The organism is Gilliamella sp. B2838, from assembly GCF_026536185.1.
GTDB lineage: Bacteria > Pseudomonadota > Gammaproteobacteria > Enterobacterales > Orbaceae > Gilliamella.
This window is the reverse complement of record NZ_JAFNOO010000007.1, coordinates 103,976-121,256: the sequence shown is the minus strand read 5'-3', so window position 1 is coordinate 121,256 and position 17,281 is coordinate 103,976. Positions and strand designations below refer to the sequence as shown.

Here is a 17,281-nt window from a genome sequence, read left to right as displayed (position 1 = left end):
GATAATTGTTCATCGTAAATTGCTATATTATAGCAGACACTTGACGCCTTACGGCGCCAAGCTGTTAAGATTATTTGTCAAAACCAGATAAAAAGGTGAGATATTCTTCTTTGGTCATGAGTGGTTTGTAATTTGATATGAGGGTTTGTGCTGATTTTGCATCATCAAAAAGTAAATCGATAATTGTACACGCCATCATTTGTGCAGGGCGAATATAAGCCATTTCTTCATCAAATACGACATAATCTTTTCCATGCAACACGCCTCTCACAGATCCGATCCATGGGTGACTTACTGGCATAATGTGCGACAAATCACCTGTATCAGTACTACCAGTCATATGTGGCGCAACTGAAACATTTTCTTCACCAATTAATTTTTCAGCGTTATGCTTCAAAAGTTCATTTAACGTGGCATTATTATGTAAAGGTAGATAACCTGGTAAATCTTTGATTTCACAACTAGCCCCAACAGCCATCGCCCCCGCTTGTAAGGCTTGATTAATCCGTTCATTGGCTTTAATCATTGCAGGAACGTTACCTGCGCGCACATAACTTTCCATTCTTACATCACTGGGTACGACGTTGACCAAATCGCCACCTTGAGTAATTATTGGGTGGAATCGGATATAATCTTTTTCTTGAAATGTGTCACGAATTGCATTAACACCCATCAATCCCATCATAGCTGCATTTAATGCGTTAACGCCTGCATGTGGGGCTGCTGCTGCGTGAGCTGCTTCACCTTTATATTTGATTAGTTTTCCAATAAATCCATTGCTGGTTGTTGATATTTCAATAAAACCATCTTTACGTTCATTTGGTACACTAGTTAAGTGGATTTGCAGCGCCATATCGACATCATCAAATTCACCTCGGGAAATGAGTTCAGGCTTACCCCCGATGTATTTGATTTTACCTTCTTCAATAAGCCGATTTCGATAAGTGATTTCCACATATTCTTCAGCTGGTACTGCAAAAGGAACCACATCACCCGCTAAATATTGCATTGCGCCAGAATCGATTAGTCCCATCGTCACAGCCATCATATTCGCAATTTGTGCATTATGCCCACAGCAATGAGCTGCGCCAGAGGTTTCATCAGCAGCAGGGTGATCTGCACAAATTATGGCATCAAGTTCACCAATAACTGCGATGCTATATTTACTGCCTTTTCCGCCTTTTAACCGGCCTTTAACACCGGTTAACGCTAATTTATTTTTATAGGGTACGCCCAATTTTTCAAATGTTTGCTCTACTTTTTTTGCGGTTTTGTGTTCTTTGTAACCAAGTTCGGGTTCAGCCCAAATAGCTTCAGCAATGGCTTTTATGTCTGCTTTTCGGTTTGCAATAGCAAGGCAAACCTGTTGTTTAAGTTCTTCTTTATTCATGAGTTAATTCCTACTCCAGTTAAATAACACCTTCCCAATGTAACGTAATTTGTGCAATGATTGCGGCAAAAATAAACGTACCCGAAAACACCGCTAGCGAAACAGGGATAATTCGCCAAGAGATACTTTTAAATAATGCTAAATCTTTGCCAATAGCAAGCCCTGCGTAGGCAAGTACCGGTGTACAAACTGCAAGTAATGATACATTGTCCGTAATTGAAACAACTTGTTCGTGGAAAGGAAATATAGGGGATGAGGCAACGGCTGCAACTACTGACACCCATAAAATTACTGGAAATTTATTGAGTAAAGGTACTTTGCCAACAAAGTATCCAACAATTGATATAACCACTAAAATGGCTAATGCTTGTAACGATAACATAAAATCAACTTTATAGCCGACAGTGTTACCTGCTGCCATAATGATAGCGACTAAAATGAGTAAAAATAGCGTTTCTAAACTTTTCATTACAACAATCCTTCCTTAATTACGACGAAAACGAGCAAAAGTGTTATATAAAAAAGAAGCAAAAGGTAATGAAAATAGTGTATAAATGTAGATACCAACTATACTGGACATTAGATTTGCTGTTGTTGCATAGGCTTTAATTTCACTTGCCAGATCTGGATACAGATCGCTAATTGGTGCTAGTGACGCAGCCATCATACTTCCGCTACCAACACCCGCGCCCATCGCTAAAGCATAGGGATGAAGAATATCTAATTTAGCCATAATACTCGCTAAGATGCTCATCCAAATCGCACCATAAAGTGTGCCGCAAACGTACATAGCCATCACACCGCGTCCTTCGGCTGAATCTAAACCGTATTTATCTGCAACAATGGCAATATTAGGTTCACGTGCAACTGAGTAAGTGGCGCCAACCGCTTCACGTTTCATACCTAACATCATTGCTAAAGGTAATCCTAATAAAATGGTACCGGCAAAGTGACCGAGTTCTTGAAAAATGAGTGCCAATTTTGCATCTTTTAAAATCATATCGATTTTAGGACCAACGGCAACGCCCAATTTGGCAACAAGTAGCATTAATGTGACAATCATAACGGCACTTGCATGATTCATATTTTTTATGTTTAATATTTTGAGCTTAGGAAGGCTTATGATTCCGCCAATAATCATAGCATATAGCATGGGGTATAAAGTAATAATCCAAATAGATTGTTTACCAATAAACTCACAGATCAGAACGACTATCAGTGCTAACAAATGCACTCTATAGTCTTTAATAATTTCCATCCTTATAAACCTCTAATAGTTTTTATCAATAATCACTATCCATGATATCTAGAATCATAGTCAGTATTTGCATTGCATATTTAATATACATAACCTTGATTATTACCGTCAATAAACAACTGTTGTTAATTTGAAATCATACTCAAGATTACCTTTTTGATGAGCTGATTAAAAACAATTCAATAATAAATATCAATAAATGCCTTTATAAGCCCTTTATTTGATTTATAATACAGACAATTTTTATAGCTTGAAATTTTAACAGGATATTTTATGCGTTCGATTTATTGTGGTCAGTTAAACTCATCTCATATTAATCAAGAAGTTACCTTATGTGGTTGGGTTAATAAACGCCGAGATTTAGGTGGTATGATTTTTATTGATATGCGTGATCGCGAAGGAATTGTACAGGTCTTTTTTGATCCTGATTATTTGCAGGCGTATCAGTTAGCGGGTGAACTACGCAATGAGTTTTGTATTCAAATTAAAGGTAAAGTAAGGGCTAGACCAGAAGGCCAAATCAATAAAGATATGGCAACTGGTGAAGTTGAAGTTTTAGCAACTGAACTTGTTATTTTTAATCGAAGTGATGTTTTACCATTAGACTTTAATCAAAATAATAGTGAAGAGCAGCGTTTAAAATATCGATACATTGATCTTCGTCGTCAGGAGATGACGGCAATTTTCAAAACACGCGCTAAAGTGACTGCTTTTGTGCGTTCGTTTATGAATGAACATGGTTTTTTAGACATCGAAACACCTATGTTAACTAAAGCCACACCAGAAGGTGCGCGTGATTATTTAGTGCCTAGCCGAATTCATAACGGTGAATTTTATGCTTTACCTCAGTCTCCACAACTATTTAAACAACTCTTAATGATGTCAGGATTTGACCGATATTATCAAATTGTTAAATGCTTTCGTGATGAGGATTTACGCGCAGATCGCCAACCTGAATTTACCCAAATTGATGTTGAAACTTCATTTATGACAGCAGAGCAAGTGCGTGAAATCATGGAGCAAATGATTCGTGAACTTTGGTTGCATGTTAAAAATGTTGATTTAGGCAAATTCCCTGTTATGACCTTTGCAGAAGCAATGCGACGTTTTGGTAGTGATAAGCCGGATTTACGTAACCCGCTTGAAATTATTGATGTAGCGGATTTGGTTAAAGATGTCGATTTCAAAGTATTTTCAACGCCTGCTAATGATCCAAAAGGGCGTGTTGCATTACTTTGTGTGCCTAATGGCGCGCAATTAACCCGAAAACAGCTCGATGATTATACGCAATTTATTTCAGTTTATGGTGCCAAAGGTATGGCTTGGATCAAAGTTAATGAACGTAGCAAAGGACTAGATGGTGTACAAAGCCCTGTTGCAAAATTCTTTAATCAGACACAAATGGAAGCATTACTTAATCGAGCTAATGCTAAAGATGGCGATATATTACTATTTGGTGCTGATAGCTACAAAGTTGTTAGTGATGCGCTAGGTGCATTACGCTTAAAAGTTGGTAAGGATTTAGCCTTAACCGATGAAAATAGATGGGCTGTTCTTTGGGTTGTGGATTTTCCAATGTTTGAAGAAACAGATGAAGGACTTAGTGCCATGCACCATCCATTCACCTCTCCAAAAGATTTTACCCCTCAGCAGCTAATGAACAGTCCTGAAACAGCGGTTGCTAATGCCTATGATATGGTCATTAATGGTTATGAAGTAGGGGGCGGCTCAGTGCGTATTCATCGCAGTGAAATGCAACAAGCGGTATTTTCAATTTTAGGTATTAATGAACATGATCAACGTGAAAAATTTGGTTTTTTACTTGATGCCTTAAAATATGGAACCCCGCCTCATGCTGGACTGGCATTCGGATTAGATCGCTTAACTATGCTATTAACAGGCACGGATAATATTCGAGATGTGATTGCATTTCCGAAAACCACAGCTGCTACCTGTTTATTGACTGATGCACCGAGCCCGGCAAATCCAGCAGCATTAGTAGAACTAGGAATCGAAGTTTGCAAAAAATAGCGAAATGTTAAATGCAAACATTTAAAAAACCTGAATCGGTGTTAGTTGTTATTTACTGCCAAACCACTTTGCGTTGTTTGATGATGCAACGCAAAGATGATCCTAATTTTTGGCAGTCAGTAACAGGCAGTTTAGAGAATAACGAATTGCCAATTGAAACGGCAATTCGTGAAGTGTATGAAGAAACAGGTATTGATATTGTTGGTAGTAATTTGTCGTTAGTCGATGCTAAACATGTTGTTGAATTTGAAATTTTTCCACAGTTTAGACATCGATATGCACCACAGGTTAAGATAAATAAAGAACATTGGTTTTATCTGCCTCTGACCACAGAGGTAAAACCTATGTTGAGTGAACATTTAGCCTATCAATGGATGTCAATTCAAGATGCGGCTAATTTGACCTTATCGCCTAATAATCGAGAGGCAATCAAGAAGATTGTAAATTATTAAAATTCAGTTAAGAGGTCAGGCATGAAATTAAATCGTTATATTATGTCAATTTGTTTATCTTTTTTTACCCTAAACAGTTATGCTGAAATAAACATACCAAAGTGTCAGATTAACCAAAATCAATACATGATTTTTGATGAATATGATACTCAAATTGCAGAGAAGATAATTGATTATAAATTACATGATCAACCTGAAAAACGAGCAAGTAGTATTATTAAAATATTTGCTAATGATAATAGTGAAAATCGAAATTACTGGTTAGCTTCTTTTCAATTTGACGATAACACGACGCAATATTTATTCTTTCAAGTTGAACCAGAAAAGTTTATAGAAGTTGATCAAAAACAATTTCAAACCTTATTACCTAAAATTATTGAATGCAATCAGAATAAACAAACGCCCATTTATAGTGAAAATTTTGATGAAGATTAATCCAAGACAGAAGCCAAACCTCATTTAATAAACAAAACCCCTTTGGATTGGGTATCAAAGTAACAGGGAGTAATAGTGAATGAATTTTTCTAATTTTCGTGATTTTTTAACTTATCTTGAGCAACAAGGTGAATTAAAACGCATTACTTATCCTGTTAGTCCTTATCTTGAAATGACCGAAATTGCCGATAGAGTTTTACGTGCACAAGGTCCCGCATTATTATTTGAAAACCCTATTGGTTATACGATGCCTGTACTATGTAATTTATTTGGTACAACAAAACGAGTTGCAATGGCAATGGGGCAAGACGATCCCTCGGCATTACGTGAAATCGGGCAGCTTTTAGCTTTTTTACGTGAACCTGAACCGCCAAAAGGTATTCGACAATTTTTTAATGTTTTACCGAAATATAAGCAGATATTGAATATGCCGGTCAAGCGCCGATCATCGGCCCCTTGTCAAGAAGTAGTATTAAAAGATGAACACGTTGATTTAACACAATTGCCTATTATGCATTGCTGGCCAGAGGATGTAGCTCCGTTACTTTCTTGGGGATTAACTATTACTAAAGGTCCTTATAAAGAAAGGCAAAATGTGGGTATTTATCGATTGCAATTATTAGCTAAAAATAAATTAGTGATGCGCTGGTTATCACATCGAGGTGGTGCGCTTGATTTTGCCGAATGGCAACAAGCTCATCCTCACGAAAAATTTCCAGTGGCAGTGGCTATTGGTGCAGATCCTGCAACAATTTTAGCCGCAGTTACACCCGTACCCGATACTTTACCAGAATACGCATTTGCAGGGTTATTAAGGCAAGGTCGAACCGAGGTAGTTAAAGCATTGTCTAATGACTTAGATTTACCAGCCACAGCAGAAATTATTTTAGAAGGTTATATTAATCCGAATGAAGTGGTACCGGAAGGGCCTTATGGTGATCATACCGGTTATTATAACGAAGTTGAACATTTTGCTGTTTTTACTGTGACCCATTTAACTCATCGCAAAGATGCTATTTATCATTCAACTTATACTGGACGGCCACCCGATGAACCGGCTATTATGGGACTCGCGTTAAATGAGGTATTTATTCCTATTTTACAAAAGCAGTTTCCCGAGATTGTAGACTTTTATTTACCGCCAGAAGGATGTTCATATCGAATAGCTGTTGTGACTATCAAAAAGCAGTACCCTGGGCATGCTAAACGTATCATGATGGGGGTTTGGTCCTACTTACGACAGTTTATGTATACCAAGTTTGTCATTGTTTGTGATGATGATATTAATGCACGCGATTGGAAAGATGTTATGTGGGCGATTTCAACACGTATGGATCCTCATCGAGACACCACATTCATTGATAATACTCCGATTGATTATTTAGATTTTGCTTCTCCGGTTTCGGGCTTAGGATCTAAAATGGGATTGGATGCCACAAATAAATGGCCAGGAGAAACTAACCGAGAGTGGGGCAAAATAATTAAAAAAGATCCTCAGGTCGTTGCTTATATTGATGAGATTTGGGATAAACTTGGCGTGTAGCCAGTTGATAACAATGTTTGATAAACAATATCTTTTACATAAATTTACTTAAAATAAACAAAAACTATCACCTTTTTATGCATTTATGTATAATTATTACCCATGTTATGGCAATTAAATAATTATGAAAAAATTTCGAATTTTATTGGCGCTTATGTTTTGGTTTTCTTATGGTGTCTTGGCAAGTGAAACGAAAACTCAGGCAGATACTGAACTGAAGGTTGCAGATCCTGGTTCATTAATCCCTTCTTTACGGGTTTCAGCTGAAAAAGGTGATGCCCAAGCTCAATTCTCATTGGGAACTATTTACAAGCAAGGCTTAGGCGTTGATGTTAGTGATATTCGAGCTTTTTTTTGGTATAAAAAAGCAGCGGATCAAGGATTAGCTAAAGCGCAAAATAATCTGGCTTATATGTATCAAAATGGTTTGGGTACCACAGCTGATCTTGTGCAGGCATTTCAATATTATAAACGCGCAGCAGACCAAAATTATGCCTTAGCTAAATATAATTTGGCGTTAATGTATAAAAATGGTGAAGGGACAACTAAAAATACGTTAAGTGCAATTGATTATTTTACTCAAGCTGGCGAGCAAGGCGTTTTAGATGCTTACCTTAATTTAGGTATCATGTATTTTTTTGGCGATGGTGTAAAAGAAGATAAAATGGTTGCGGCAGATTGGTTTAGTAAGGCCGCTAAAAATAATAATCCAGAAGCGCAATACTATTTAGGTTTGATGTCAGAACATGGTGATGGTTTAACTAAAGATTATGTCGCTGCTACTTATTTTTATACTCAAGCCGCAGAACGAGGGCATGTACTGGCGATGTATAACTTGGGCATTATGTATGCAACAGGAACTGGCACAAAATCTGATAATTCCAAAGCTGCATACTGGTTTACTAAAGCGGCTGAAGCGGGTAATGCTGATGCACAATACAATATTGGCGTGATGTATGAAGTTGGTGGCGGCGTACCAAAAGATGCCAAGAAGGCTGTAGAATGGTACATTAAAGCCGCAGAACAAGGTAGTGTTGATGCGCAATATAATTTAGGTATAAAGTACCTTGAAGGCGAAGGGACTGAAAAAAATACCAATCGGGCGATTTATTGGTTTACTAAAGCAAGCGAGCAAGGTGACAAAGATGCTAAAGCTTATTTAGATCAGTTATTATCGGGAAAATAAAAAGAGCAAATTGCTCTTTTTATTTTTTGATGATCCGTTACCCTGAATTACGCATACCAGCAGCAATTCCGGATATAGTAATCATTAATCCTTGTTCAACCGTTGTATTTTCTTCTTCACTGCGATTACGCGAACGTCTCAATAATTCAGCTTGTAATAAGTTTAACGGTTCGATATATGTATTACGTAATGCAACCGATTCAGCAATCCAAGGCAAGTCAGCCATTAAGCTAATATCATCGGTGATAGTTAGTACGGTGTTAATGTCTTGAGTTAATAAATTTCTTAATTCTTCACCTAACGGCCATAAAATCGGATCGACAAGTCTTTGCTCGTAATATTCATGAATATTTGGTGCTGCTTTAGCGTAAACCATTTCTAACATACCTAAACGTGCATTAAAAAACGGCCAATTATGATACATGTCTTTAAGTAAATCTTTTTTTCCTTCTTCAATCACTTGTTTAAGTGCACTACCGGCACCTAACCAAGATGGCACCATCAAACGGTTTTGTGTCCAAGCAAAAATCCACGGAATGGCGCGTAAACTTTCAATACCGCCACCTGTTCGTCGTTTTTGTGGACGAGAACCAAGTGGTAATCGTCCAAGCTCTGCTTCTGGCGTTACTGCTCTAAAATAATCGACAAATTCGGCACGTTCACGTACATAACTTCGATAGCAACGACATGATATATCAGACATTTCATCCATAATATCACGCCATGCTTGTTTAGGCTCTGGTGGAGGTAATAAGTTAGCTTGTAAAATGGCTGATGCGTATAGCATCAAACTGCTTAGTGCTACTTCCGGTAAACCCAGTTTAAAGCGGATCATTTCACCTTGTTCTGTCACGCGAAGACCACCTTTTAACGATCCTGGTGGTTGTGAAAGTAATGCCGCATGTGCGGGTGCACCGCCTCGACCTATCGATCCACCTCGCCCATGAAAGAGCACAAGATTGATATTATATTTTTCAAATAGGTGAACCAACTCTTCTTGTGAACGATATTGTGCCCACGATGCAGCGAGCGTACCTGCATCTTTAGCAGAGTCAGAATAACCAATCATGACCATCTGTTTACCTTGAATCTTTTCACGGTACCAAGGAATATCCAGAAGTTTTTGCATGACAGATTTGGCATTATTTAAATCATCTAAGGTTTCAAATAATGGAGCAACAGGGATATTTTTTTGACAGTCGACCATTTTTAAGAGTAGGTAAACCGCTAAAATATCTGAAGGCGCTTTGGCCATTGATATAACATAAGATGCAATCGATTCTTGTCCTGCCTTTTTGATAACACGGCAAGTGTCTAAAACTTCTTGTACCATTTCTGGTGGTTGCCAGCGGTAAGGTAATAAAGGGCGATTTGATTGCAATTCTGTTAATAAAAATGCCTGTTTTTCATCTTCAGACCACTGGGCATAACTGCCTAGGTTCAGCTCTTTAGTTAATGCATCTAGTGCTTCAGTATGGACAGCGCTATCTTGGCGAATATCTAACCTGACTAATTGTAAACCGAAGCTTTTTATACGTCGTAACGTATCAAGTAGTGGACCATGTGCTATTGTTGACATGCCATTTTCAATTAATGATTCATAGCAGGTATAAAGTGGTGTCCACAGTTGTTCATTTTTAATTAAGATATCTGTAGGGGGGATGACTTGTTCATTATTCAGTAATGAAACAATATAACTATGGGTTTTCACTAGTCGAGCTCGTAACTGTTTCATCACTGCTCGATAAGGTTCAGAGGCAGATTTATTATTTTCATCTAACAAGTTGATAACCGCTTGGCTACATTCACTCATCGATAATTCACGAACCAGTATTTGAATGTCAGCTAAAAATAACTCAATTGCTTTTAACCTAGCTTGTAACATGACCTTTTCTGTCACTTTAGCTGTTACATTTGGGTTGCCATCACGGTCGCCCCCCATCCATGAGGTAAATTTAATTGGAACATGATCAACCGATAATTGTTCGTTAAATGCATCAACTAATTGATCATTAAATTCACGTAAAAACAGTGGCACCCCTTCCCATAAACTATCTTCAATGACTGAAAATCCCCATTTTGCTTCATCAAGCGGTGTAGGGCGTTTTTTACGGATTTCATCGGTGTACCATGCTTGGCAGACAAGTTGTTTAAGACGGCGCATGATCCGTTCTATTTCGTAATCAGCTAAATCACTATGATCTAATTGAGATAAACAATTATTAATAGCCGTATAGGTATTAATCATTGTTCTGCGATTAATTTCGGTTGGATGAGCTGTTAATACGAGTTCAATCGAAAGATCATTAATAGCTTGTGTTATGGTTTGATTTGAAAAATTGAGTTTTTTTAATGTACTAAATAATTCCGTCATTTTTTTAGGGCTACTCGATGCTTCGCCATGAGGAGAAATACCATAATATTCGGCGGCAGTATTAACCAAATTTAAAAATTGATTAAATGCTCGAGCAACATGTAACAAATCTTCATCATTTAAATTTTCAATCAATTTAAGTAATTCATTATGGGCTTGTTTATTACCTTGCTGTGCTGATTTCGATAATTGTCTTATTTCTTCCACTAAATCAAATGTTTCATTACCAGTGGCGCGTTTAATTGCATCACCGAGTAAAGTCCCTAGCATATTGACGTTGCTTCTCATTGAGGAATATTCACTGTTCATTCTGTTCTCATTTTCATAATTATGGCTAACTAAACTTTAAACTGTAAAACGATTATTACAATTTAAAGGCTAAGATATAAGTCATTGCTAATTTGTTTAAGATATATACTTTATAACAATACCACATTGAATTTAAATCATAAAATTTTATATTCTTTATTGTTTTAATTGTTTTAATTATATTCTCATCATTATCTAAATAGATAAAAAAATTAATTAAGCGTATTTTTTAGTCAGATTATGTTTTTAAATGCTTGTTTTCTGTTAACAGATTGTCTGTAAACTGTATCTTAATAGGATTTGGGTATATACTAAGGCAATGATTAATGTATATTGGATTGTTATTTGATGCTTATTGTTTTCTATATTGCGTCGATTATTACTGTTATTGCCAGTATAAAAGTGATTAGTTGCTTACGTGTTGATAAAGCCATTTTATACCTTATTATTGCGCTTTTCGCTTCAGCTTTAATATTTATTTTACTCGATACGTATTTTTCTGCTGTTTTATACATTATTTTATTTATTGGTGGCACAGTGATGTTATTTTTATCTGTTGCAACTATTCTACGAATTCGTGTCGACAATGTTGAGAATAAAAAGCGAGGCATCAGTCCTAAAATTTGGCTAGGCCCATTAGTTTTAGCTTTTATTTTATTAGTCGTACTGATTTATGGAGTAGTGAGTACTGACTATTCTCAGATTAAAGAGTCACATGAGTTAATGCATGAAATGTCAGTATATGCTTACATTTTAATGTCTGAATTGGCTGTTTTTTTGTTGTTAGGTGCAGTTGTTATTGCTTATCATTTTATGCATCGGCTATTGTCGGAGAAATAATATGATTCCTTTAATGCATTGTCTTATTCTTGCGTCTGTATTATTTGTAATTGGCTTATTAGGGGTGATGATTCGACGTAATTTTTACTTTCTACTATTAAGCCTTATGATTATGAATAATGGCGCTATCGTCGCTGTGGTTGCTGCTAGTAGTTATTGGCAACAGCCAGAAGGACAAATTCTGGCTATTTTAGCTGTCATTACTGTATTAGCGCAAGCGTGTGTTGGGCTTGCGTTGCTGATGAAATTAATATACCGCCGTAAAATATTTAATATTGACTCATTGAGTGAAATGAAAGGATGAACTTACTTTATTTAACTATTATTGTTCCTTTAGTCTCTTTTTTATTATTAGTTTGTCTAGGGAGACATATTCGGTCAATTAATGTCATGATTATTGGCTTTAGCACAATGCTAATTGTTGCTCTTATTACGCTATTTTCATGTATTGATTTTAGTAAAAATACTGTACCTGATATGACGTTAGTCTATAGCCGACCACTTTGGAATTGGTTTTCAGTCGGTGATTTTGTTGTTCCTTTATCTTTAACGCTAGATGGTTTATCGCTTACTTTTCTGGTGTTAATTGCCTTTTTTGGTCTATTAATTTATTTTTTTGCAGCCTGTTATTTAACCTCAAAAAAAGATATTTATAATTTTTATGCGTATAGTAATTTATTAATTGCTAGTATGCTAACTATTGTACTAGTTGATAATCTCTTAGTTATGTTAATTGGTTGGGAGGGGGTAAGTTTAAGTACTTACTTACTTATTGGTATTTATTATAAGCAGGTGCGTAATGGTTATGCTGCTGTTAAAGCCTTTGTTATCATGCATTTAACCGATATCTTTCTTATTATTGGTATTTTTTTACTGTATCAAACTTTAGATACGTTAAATATTCGTGACATTTTAACTCAAGCTCATGATAATCTAGCTATCGATTCAGATGTTATTTTTTGGATAACATTGATGTTATTTTTAGGGGCAATAAGTAAATCTGCACTATTCCCTATGCACTCATGGTTTGTTGAAACAACATTAGCACCTATGCCAGCAGTGGCTTTGCTGCAATCATCTACGGTTATTTTAGCAGGGGTATATTTGGTTCTACGTTTAAGTAATTTGTTTATGATGTCGAGTGATACGTTAGCCATTATGACAATTATTTCTTCGTTAACCGTATTATTTGCTAGTTCAATTGCTCTAGTTCAAAGTGATATTAAGCGTATAATCACTTTTACTAACCTTGCTCAGCTTAGTTACTTATTTTATGCGTTTTCCACACAAAGTTGGAATTTATCACTCAATTGTTTAATCAATTATGCGGTAACCAGCTCTTTACTCATTTTTGCCTCTGCGATTTTAATTAAAAAATGTCATGGTGAGCGTGATATCAATAAGCTTGGTGGATTAGTCAAATCATTCCCAATGTTGTATGCCATATTTTTGCTTGTTATGTTGTCATTAAGTGCCATGCCTTGGATCTCCGCCTCTTTTTATATCAAAGGTGATATTATTTGGGGGCTAATGGCTAAAGATCATCTCATGGCTGGTACTATCGGTTTATTAGGTATTTTGTTATCAAGCTTAAGTATTTGGCGACTAATTTTTACCGCATTTTATCATAAACCAAAGATTTTTGACTTTAATAGAACTATGTGGATAAGTTATTGTCCAGCCTTTATCCTATTGATTTTTACAACAGCAATTTTTATCTATTTCCCGCTACCTGTTCAAGGGCTTATTCCTATTGCTGAACTTGATACTAACGGTCAGTTATCGTTTCAATTACTACTCGCTGCTGTAACATTATTGAGTTTTCTTATCGCCTATATTTTGTACGCACATCCGAATAGTGAAGTGCAAGAAATACTTAATACACCAATGATTAAATTCTTTGCGCGATTATGTAATGGCGATTGGCGTTTTGATTATGTTGTCAGTTACCTATTTGTTAAACCTTATCTATTTTTAGCTAACCTACTTAAACAAGATCCTTTAGCATTATGGGATAATTGGATAATGTTAGGGATAAAGAAAGTTAACTCATATATTGTCAGCTTAGAAAATGGGCATATAAGGTGGTATATGGTTTCAATTGTCATGGGAAGCATTATTATATTAATGTTACTCGTTTTTATTTAATAAAGGTGTAATCTTTCATGTTGTTATCGCTTGTATTCTTACCTGTAATAGGCGGATTTATTAGTTGGTTATGCCATGTTTTTTTATTGCGAATTGTTAGAACTTCTTATCTACCATCGCGTTGGTATAAGTTACCAATGATCATTGCATTTCTGACAATTTTAATTACGTTAATGCTTGCTTTAATCTTATGGTTAGATGGATTAACGGTATTACAACAAGGTAATAACTGGCTTGAAGAAGTGAATATTGAATGGATTCCTTTGCTAAATATTCATTTCCATTTGGTATTAGATGGCTTATCGTTGGTGATAATTGCTTCCACACTTTTTATTGTATTACTGACAATTGTTTATTCCAGTAAAGAAAGTTTGAATAATTTTGGTTTGTTTTATTTATGCATTTTATTTATGACATCAGCTATTATGATGTTATTTGTTATCACCGATCTGTTTTTGATGTTCTTTTTTTGGGAAGCGGTAGCAATTCCTATTTATTTTATCATTTCTTTATGGGGGCGTCGCGACTCAAGTTCCCAATTGCGTTTTAATGGTGCGAGCAAATTTTTGATTTATACTCAAATTAGTAGTTTGTTAATGTTAATATCCATTGTGTCATTAGCGTTAATTAATTGGAATTTAACGGGTCATTGGACTTTTGATTATCAAGTTTTAACCAAAACCCCCATTTCTAGCTATACTGAATTTTTACTAATGCTCGGTTTTTTAGCCGCTTTTATTGTACGCATCCCTTTTGTACCATTTCATCGCTGGTTTATTGATGCCCATATTGAATCATCCACTTCGGGATCAATGATGATTAGTGGTTTACTTCTGACAACAGCTACCTTTGGGCTATTTAGAATTGTGATTCCTCTGTTTCCAAATGCTTCAGTTATGATTATGCCATTAATCTTAATATTAGCATTATTTACTTTGGTTTATGCAGCGCTATTAGCGTTTAATCAAACTGATATCAAAAAGTTAATTGCTTATGTACATATTGCTTTAATGGGCTATATGACAGCAATTATCTACAGTGGTTCAGTGATTGCTTATCAAGGTATTGTGATACAAATGATTGCCATTAATTTAGTTATCGTTGGCATGTTTATAATTAGTGGACTGTTAGTTGAATGTTACTCAACGCGTAATATTAATCAATTTACAGGTCTTAAACAGAAAGTTCGTTATCTTTCTACATTTACCTTATTTTTTATTTTGGCTATTTTAGGTATTCCAGGTACTGCTAATTTTGTTGGCAACTATATGATGTTACTTGGTAGCTATACATCATTCTCTTATTACACTATTTTGTTAGTGATTGGTTTACTCTTATTGTCAATTTCATTGATTATTCGCATGCAACCAATTTTTTATGGTGTTGTAGAAAGAAATCATTCAGCTAAATATCACCTTAGTAGAAAAGATATTTCATTATTAACTAGTGTATTAATGGTATTAGTTTTTATTGGCTTATACCCACAAATAGTGTTGGATATGTCATATTCTGTTGTCAACCAAACCCAACAATACATTACAGCAGAGCGCGCGGGAGAGTAATAACTTATGATAGCCTTATCGCCGATATTTGTTTTAAGCTTTACTATCATTGTTTTGCTTATTGCCCTATTTTTTCTGAAAATGAACACAAAAGGGTGTGCTTTTTTAACCGTGTGTGGTTTAGTTTGTGCATTGCTATGTTCTTCTATGATTGGTTACAAAATATCGTTCAATACTCAGATGATAACAGATATAAGCAGCGATAATATGCAAATATCTTTAAATTCGGATGTAACAACCAAAGCAGACTCTGTACCAAATAATGAGGAAACGATTGCTGTTGATGCTGTGCCCACTGAGCCCGAAACAAAGGCTGATGATAACGCTCAACAAAACAATCAAACTGATGTTAATTCCAACACAACCTCAGATACTAATAATGGAAATATTGAAGATAAATCGAACACAGATCCTTCAATGGAAGAATGGAAAGCGCATCAAATTACTGCCTTATTTACTTGTGATGGTTATGGATTGCTTTATACCAGTTTAATTTTAATCATTGCAATTACAGTATCTTGCTTAGCCTATCGTTGGTTTGTCCATGAAAGAATTGCTCATGGTTTGTTTTATGTTATTTTACTCTTTATGACATTAGGCGGCGTTACACTAGTCTATGCTAGCCATTTGATCTCTTTTTTTGTTGGCATTGAATTACTTTCAATTCCATTTGTTGGGTTAATTGGCTATCAATATATACAAACTCACTCCTTAGAGGCTGCCGTTAAATATATGATTTTATCCGCTGTGGCTAGTGTGTTTTTATTGATGGGCATTGCCTTTTATTATGCAACAACTGGCGAGCTAACTTTTAGCGGGTTAAGTTACCAACTTTCAACTATGTCTTACCCAAGTAATTTATTACTAATGGGCGTTTGTTTAATGTTAGTTGGGATTGGTTTTAAACTTTCATTAGTGCCTTTTCAGTTATGGTTGCCCGATGTTTATCAAGGTGCACCGACAGTTGTTGCTCTATTATTATCAACAGTAGGAAAGGTCGCACTATTTTGTGCTATTGCAAGGTTGTTTTTATTGGCACCGATTGTTAATAATGAAACCATTCGAATGATACTTGTTATCATGGCACTATTATCAATACTATGGGGAAATTTAATTGCTTTAATGCAAAGTAGTCTAAAACGGCTATTAGCGTATTCCTCCATTGCACATTTTGGTTATTTACTCATTGCCTTAATTGCTGTGCAATATCAAGTATTAGCTTTAGAAACAATTGGGGTATACTTAATTAGCTATATTTTAGCCAATATCTGCATATTAGGTGTGATTAGTTTAGAATCACATTCTGATGAATTGCAAGATCATGAAAACGAAGTGGATTTATCGGGATTATTCTGGCGTAGACCTATCTTAGCATTAACGATGGCCATTGGATTATTATCGTTAGCTGGAGTCCCCCTTACAGCAGGGTTTGTTGGTCGTTTTCTATTAGTACTGTTGGGGGTAACTGCTGAATTATGGTGGTTAATTGCTGCAGTGGTAATTGGTAGCGCTCTAGGTTTATATTTTTATGCACGCTTAATTATTAATCTTTATATTAGGCCTTCTTGTCGAGACGATCAGATATTAAATAGTGCTATTATCAAACTAAAATGGCAGGATATTAAAATAAGCGAACTCATTATTGCGTTGTCTGCCTTATTAATTCTTATTTGTGGTATTTATCCTAAATGGCTATTTAATTTAGTGAGTATGGCGCAATATCTGACGACTTAATAAGCGTTTTTCGCCTTAA

At 35.7% G+C, this 17,281-nt stretch carries 14 protein-coding genes; 10 read left to right on the top strand and 4 right to left on the bottom strand.

What is annotated here, in order from left to right; all coding sequences use genetic code 11:
• Positions 1 to 70 precede the first annotated feature (70 nt).
• Genes J3U63_RS08965 through J3U63_RS08955 form a run of 3 tightly spaced genes read right to left on the bottom strand, consistent with a single transcriptional unit; the run spans position 71 to position 2,648 of the window.
• Positions 71 to 1,390: an amidohydrolase gene (locus J3U63_RS08965; protein WP_267334467.1), complete on the bottom strand. Its 1,320-nt coding sequence runs from the start codon at positions 1,388 to 1,390 to the stop codon at positions 71 to 73.
• A 19-nt stretch (positions 1,391 to 1,409) separates the two neighbouring features.
• Positions 1,410 to 1,859, bottom strand: coding sequence for a hypothetical protein (locus tag J3U63_RS08960; protein WP_267334465.1), 450 nt, complete (start codon positions 1,857 to 1,859; stop codon positions 1,410 to 1,412).
• A 15-nt stretch (positions 1,860 to 1,874) separates the two neighbouring features.
• Positions 1,875 to 2,648, bottom strand: coding sequence for a DUF3100 domain-containing protein (locus J3U63_RS08955; protein WP_267334463.1), 774 nt, complete (start codon positions 2,646 to 2,648; stop codon positions 1,875 to 1,877).
• 273 nt (positions 2,649 to 2,921) lie between these two features.
• Here J3U63_RS08955 and aspS point away from each other — a divergent pair, with 273 nt between their 5' ends.
• The 5 genes from aspS to J3U63_RS08930 all read left to right on the top strand — a co-directional run bounded on the left by aspS (position 2,922) and on the right by J3U63_RS08930 (position 8,295).
• A complete protein-coding gene (aspS, locus tag J3U63_RS08950; RefSeq protein ID WP_267371331.1) occupies positions 2,922 to 4,679 on the top strand; it encodes an aspartate--tRNA ligase in 1,758 nt (585 codons plus the stop codon).
• Positions 4,680 to 4,690: 11 nt separating this feature from the next.
• Positions 4,691 to 5,131, top strand: coding sequence for a dihydroneopterin triphosphate diphosphatase (nudB, locus tag J3U63_RS08945; protein WP_267334459.1), 441 nt, complete (start codon positions 4,691 to 4,693; stop codon positions 5,129 to 5,131).
• Between the two features lie 21 nt (positions 5,132 to 5,152).
• Positions 5,153 to 5,566: a hypothetical protein gene (locus J3U63_RS08940; protein ID WP_267334457.1), complete on the top strand. Its 414-nt coding sequence runs from the start codon at positions 5,153 to 5,155 to the stop codon at positions 5,564 to 5,566.
• A gap of 79 nt (positions 5,567 to 5,645) precedes the next feature.
• On the top strand, positions 5,646 to 7,109 hold the full coding sequence (ubiD, locus tag J3U63_RS08935) for a 4-hydroxy-3-polyprenylbenzoate decarboxylase (protein ID WP_267371329.1): 1,464 nt from the start codon (positions 5,646 to 5,648) through the stop codon (positions 7,107 to 7,109).
• Positions 7,110 to 7,233: 124 nt separating this feature from the next.
• Positions 7,234 to 8,295 (top strand): SEL1-like repeat protein, encoded by a 1,062-nt coding sequence (locus tag J3U63_RS08930; protein ID WP_267344005.1) that lies wholly within the window; start codon positions 7,234 to 7,236, stop codon positions 8,293 to 8,295.
• 37 nt (positions 8,296 to 8,332) lie between these two features.
• On the opposite strand, the gene ppc is transcribed toward J3U63_RS08930, so the two are convergent.
• A complete protein-coding gene (gene ppc / locus J3U63_RS08925; protein ID WP_267344004.1) occupies positions 8,333 to 10,978 on the bottom strand; it encodes a phosphoenolpyruvate carboxylase in 2,646 nt (881 codons plus the stop codon).
• A gap of 348 nt (positions 10,979 to 11,326) precedes the next feature.
• On the opposite strand from ppc, the gene J3U63_RS08920 reads away from it, so the two are divergent.
• The 5 genes from J3U63_RS08920 to J3U63_RS08900 all read left to right on the top strand — a co-directional run bounded on the left by J3U63_RS08920 (position 11,327) and on the right by J3U63_RS08900 (position 17,262).
• Complete coding sequence (locus tag J3U63_RS08920; protein WP_267334449.1) at positions 11,327 to 11,818, top strand: NADH-quinone oxidoreductase subunit J; 492 nt, start codon at positions 11,327 to 11,329, stop codon at positions 11,816 to 11,818.
• Between the two features lies 1 nt (position 11,819).
• Positions 11,820 to 12,122, top strand: a complete 303-nt coding sequence (gene nuoK, locus J3U63_RS08915; RefSeq protein WP_267344003.1) for an NADH-quinone oxidoreductase subunit NuoK — start codon at positions 11,820 to 11,822, stop codon at positions 12,120 to 12,122.
• Positions 12,119 to 13,966: an NADH-quinone oxidoreductase subunit L gene (locus J3U63_RS08910; RefSeq protein ID WP_267334445.1), complete on the top strand. Its 1,848-nt coding sequence runs from the start codon at positions 12,119 to 12,121 to the stop codon at positions 13,964 to 13,966. The genes nuoK and J3U63_RS08910 overlap by 4 nt, the downstream gene beginning before the upstream one ends.
• Before the next feature lie 17 nt (positions 13,967 to 13,983).
• Positions 13,984 to 15,528 carry a complex I subunit 4 family protein gene (locus J3U63_RS08905; protein WP_267371328.1) on the top strand — a complete coding sequence of 515 codons (1,545 nt, stop codon included), beginning with the start codon at positions 13,984 to 13,986 and terminating at the stop codon, positions 15,526 to 15,528.
• A 207-nt stretch (positions 15,529 to 15,735) separates the two neighbouring features.
• Positions 15,736 to 17,262: an NADH-quinone oxidoreductase subunit N gene (locus J3U63_RS08900; protein ID WP_267371327.1), complete on the top strand. Its 1,527-nt coding sequence runs from the start codon at positions 15,736 to 15,738 to the stop codon at positions 17,260 to 17,262.
• Positions 17,263 to 17,281 lie beyond the last annotated feature (19 nt).

Excerpts from the sequence above, each read along its gene's own strand:
- J3U63_RS08965 (WP_267334467.1), bottom strand. The coding sequence starts at position 1,390 with ATGAATAAAGAAGAACTTAAACAACAGGTTTGCCTTGCTATTGCAAAC.
- J3U63_RS08960 (WP_267334465.1), bottom strand. The coding sequence starts at position 1,859 with ATGAAAAGTTTAGAAACGCTATTTTTACTCATTTTAGTCGCTATCATT.
- J3U63_RS08955 (WP_267334463.1), bottom strand. The coding sequence starts at position 2,648 with ATGGAAATTATTAAAGACTATAGAGTGCATTTGTTAGCACTGATAGTC.
- aspS (WP_267371331.1), top strand. The coding sequence starts at position 2,922 with ATGCGTTCGATTTATTGTGGTCAGTTAAACTCATCTCATATTAATCAA.
- nudB (WP_267334459.1), top strand. The coding sequence starts at position 4,691 with ATGCAAACATTTAAAAAACCTGAATCGGTGTTAGTTGTTATTTACTGC.
- J3U63_RS08940 (WP_267334457.1), top strand. The coding sequence starts at position 5,153 with ATGAAATTAAATCGTTATATTATGTCAATTTGTTTATCTTTTTTTACC.
- ubiD (WP_267371329.1), top strand. The coding sequence starts at position 5,646 with ATGAATTTTTCTAATTTTCGTGATTTTTTAACTTATCTTGAGCAACAA.
- J3U63_RS08930 (WP_267344005.1), top strand. The coding sequence starts at position 7,234 with ATGAAAAAATTTCGAATTTTATTGGCGCTTATGTTTTGGTTTTCTTAT.
- ppc (WP_267344004.1), bottom strand. The coding sequence starts at position 10,978 with ATGAACAGTGAATATTCCTCAATGAGAAGCAACGTCAATATGCTAGGG.
- J3U63_RS08920 (WP_267334449.1), top strand. The coding sequence starts at position 11,327 with ATGCTTATTGTTTTCTATATTGCGTCGATTATTACTGTTATTGCCAGT.
- nuoK (WP_267344003.1), top strand. The coding sequence starts at position 11,820 with ATGATTCCTTTAATGCATTGTCTTATTCTTGCGTCTGTATTATTTGTA.
- J3U63_RS08910 (WP_267334445.1), top strand. The coding sequence starts at position 12,119 with ATGAACTTACTTTATTTAACTATTATTGTTCCTTTAGTCTCTTTTTTA.
- J3U63_RS08905 (WP_267371328.1), top strand. The coding sequence starts at position 13,984 with ATGTTGTTATCGCTTGTATTCTTACCTGTAATAGGCGGATTTATTAGT.
- J3U63_RS08900 (WP_267371327.1), top strand. The coding sequence starts at position 15,736 with ATGCAAATATCTTTAAATTCGGATGTAACAACCAAAGCAGACTCTGTA.